Genomic DNA, 2,900 nt, shown 5'->3' with positions numbered 1-2,900 from the left:
GTGTAGAGTACTTCATCTCCCCAAATCAAGTCTATGACACCAACACACTCAATGATGTTCATGATAAAGTCTATCTGGCTTCAATTCTTTGCAATGAAATACGTTATGAACAATCCAAGGAAGGTAGTGTTGATTTTTTTGGTGATCAGGTAGATATCGCTTTGGCACAGTTCGCTGAAAATGCAGATGAATCATATATCACAAATGCAAGATCATATAGAAAAATCGACGAGATACCTTATGAACCTGTCAATCGTTTTTCTGCAGTGATGATGGAATTGGATGATACTATTTTTCAATTTAGCAAAGGTTCTCCTGAAACTGTACTTGAACACTGTAATGTAACACCAGAAGAGCAAAAAGAGATCTTGTCTGATGTAGATGCATGGGCCCTTAAAGGATACAGAACCATCGCACTTGCATATAAAGAGTCATCCGATGAATCTACTATCAATCTTAAGAACTTTACCTATCTTGGATTTGTAGCCATCATTGACCCTGTGAGAGAAGAGAGTCCAGATGCCATCAAGAAGGCTCAAGAAGCAGGCATTAAAGTGGTTATGATCACAGGAGATCATCCCAATACAGCCCTCTCTATTTCGCAAGAGCTTGGTATTGCCTCTTCTGAAAAGGAAGTGATGAGTGAAAAAGAGTTGCTGGCTTGGGAAGAGAGTGGTTCAAAAGCTGAAGAGTTAAAAGATAAAAGTGTTTTCTCTCGTGTAACACCGGCACAAAAAATGAAGATCGTTATGGCCTATCAATCTCTTGGACACTATGTCGCAGTTACAGGTGATGGTGTCAATGATGCCCCTGCTCTCAGACATGCTAACATTGGTGTGGCTATGGGTAAAAGTGGTACTGACATTGCAAAAGCATCCAGTGACCTCATTTTAACTGATGATAATTTTGCTTCTATAGTCGATGGTATCGAAGAAGGAAGACGCGCACATGACAACATACGAAAAGTGATCTACCTACTTATATCTACAGGCTTTGCTGAGTTGGTCTTAGTGATACTTTCATTTATAACAGGGATGCCTTTACCACTGCTTCCGGTACAACTTCTATGGCTTAATCTTGTAACTAACGGTATACAAGATGTCATGTTAGGCTTAGAATCTGCCGAACCAGGGCTTTTAAAAAGGACCCCGCGATCTCCAAAAGAACCTATCTTCAACAAACTCATGCTTAGACGTATTATGGTTGGTGGTCTCTATATCGGTATTGTCTCTTTTCTCCTATTTTATATTTTATTACAAAGTGGTGAGAGTGTGGAGAGTGCAAGAAATATAGTACTGCTTCTTATGGTACTTTTTGAAAATGTACATGTATTCAACTCTAGAACTGAATATAACTACTTACATAAGATCTCATATAAAAATAGTATTGCACTTATCTCTCTAGTCATTTTTACGCAACTTTTACATATCGCATGTATGCATATCCCTTTTATGCAAAACGTACTTTCAACGCAACCTGTCTCATTTGATATCTGGTTGGAACTTGCCGTGATCGCTATTGGTCTTGTTCTTGTAATGGAGGTAGATAAATGGCTAATGTACAGAAAAGTAAAAAGTATATAATAGTAATGATATTTTGATCTAAACCCTGTAAGGAATTGGATATAATAAGACAAGGTGATAGTATGAGAATAGTAATCATAGGTGGTGGTATAGCTGCAGTGTATATGGCCAACCATATTAAAAAACTGGCATCAGATGTAGATGTATTGATCGTGTCTGACGAAGTATATTCTCCTTATGACAGGATACATTTATGTGCACTTGTGGACAAAAGTGCAACCATAGAAGAGATCTCTTTAGCTCTTGACCCAACTGTACAAGTCGCCCTGAATGAAAAGATACTTTCGATAGATAAAAAATCAAAAAGAATATTCTCCGAGCACTCTGTGTTCTCTTATGACAAACTCATCATTGCAACTGGTTCTATTCCCCAAACACTCTTTGACATCACTACCCTTAAAAATGCTACTGTTTTTAGAAATGCATCTGACTGTACAAAGATAGCAGAAGGTATAGATAACAAAGAAGTGGTCATAGTAGGTTCAGGTCCTATAGGCTTGGAACTCATGGAGACACTGAACAAAATGCAAAGTGTAAAACATATTACACTGTTAGTACGAAGTGATTCACTCTATGACAAAAGCCTTTCACCACAAGCCCAGAAAGTGATTGAGTCATCTTATCTTAAAAGTGGGAAAATAACGATCTCCTATGAAGATGAGATTGTTGACAAAGAGATTGAAAATGATGCGCTCATACATATAAAAACAAAAAAACTGGAAATAAAAAATCCTTTTTTAATCTTTGGTGTGGGTATCAAACCCAATATTGATTTTGCCAGAGATGCCATCAACTGTGACAAAGGTATTTTGACCAACAATAAAATGCAAACAGAAGATAAAGACATCTATGTTGTAGGTGAAGCAGCGCAAGTACAAGAGATCAACTTTATAGCTGGGCATGTCAAAGAGTGTACACTTCAGGCAGATGTAGCCATTGCAACTATTTTAGAACTCCAAGAGAAAGAATTTGAACTTGAAGTCATGATCGATATGCTTAAAGTGGATGCATACGAACTCATAGAAGTAAGATCTCCTAAGTACTCACCCAATTTTGAAAAGATCTTGATCACTTCGCAAAAAGACAACCGTATTGATGAGTATTTTGTAGAAGATGACAAACTGACACGATTTATAGGGATCAACACCAATGTAGATATCGGCTATATAGAATCTTTGATGCAAAACAAAGAAAGTATTGATCCATCTTATCTCTATCAAAACAGACTGATAGGTGAAAGAGGCAGACTGATCTGTTCTTGTGAGCATGTCTACCATCAGGACATAGTTGACAGTGTTACTACATACGGTATAGAGA

Annotated in this window: 2 protein-coding genes; both read left to right on the top strand. The window is 37.4% G+C overall.

What is annotated here, in order from left to right; genetic code table 11:
* Positions 1 to 1,583: cation-translocating P-type ATPase (locus WBM70_RS09085; protein ID WP_424558192.1), on the top strand; the 1,583-nt coding region annotated here is incomplete at its 5' end.
* 62 nt (positions 1,584 to 1,645) lie between these two features.
* Positions 1,646 to 2,900, top strand: a 1,255-nt coding sequence (locus WBM70_RS09080) for an FAD-dependent oxidoreductase (protein ID WP_424558191.1), incomplete at its 3' end; no start/stop codon positions are given.

It is taken from the genome of Sulfurovum sp. (genome assembly GCF_049668085.1).
Lineage (GTDB): Bacteria > Campylobacterota > Campylobacteria > Campylobacterales > Sulfurovaceae > Sulfurovum.
This window is presented reverse-complemented; position numbering and strand designations above follow the sequence as displayed.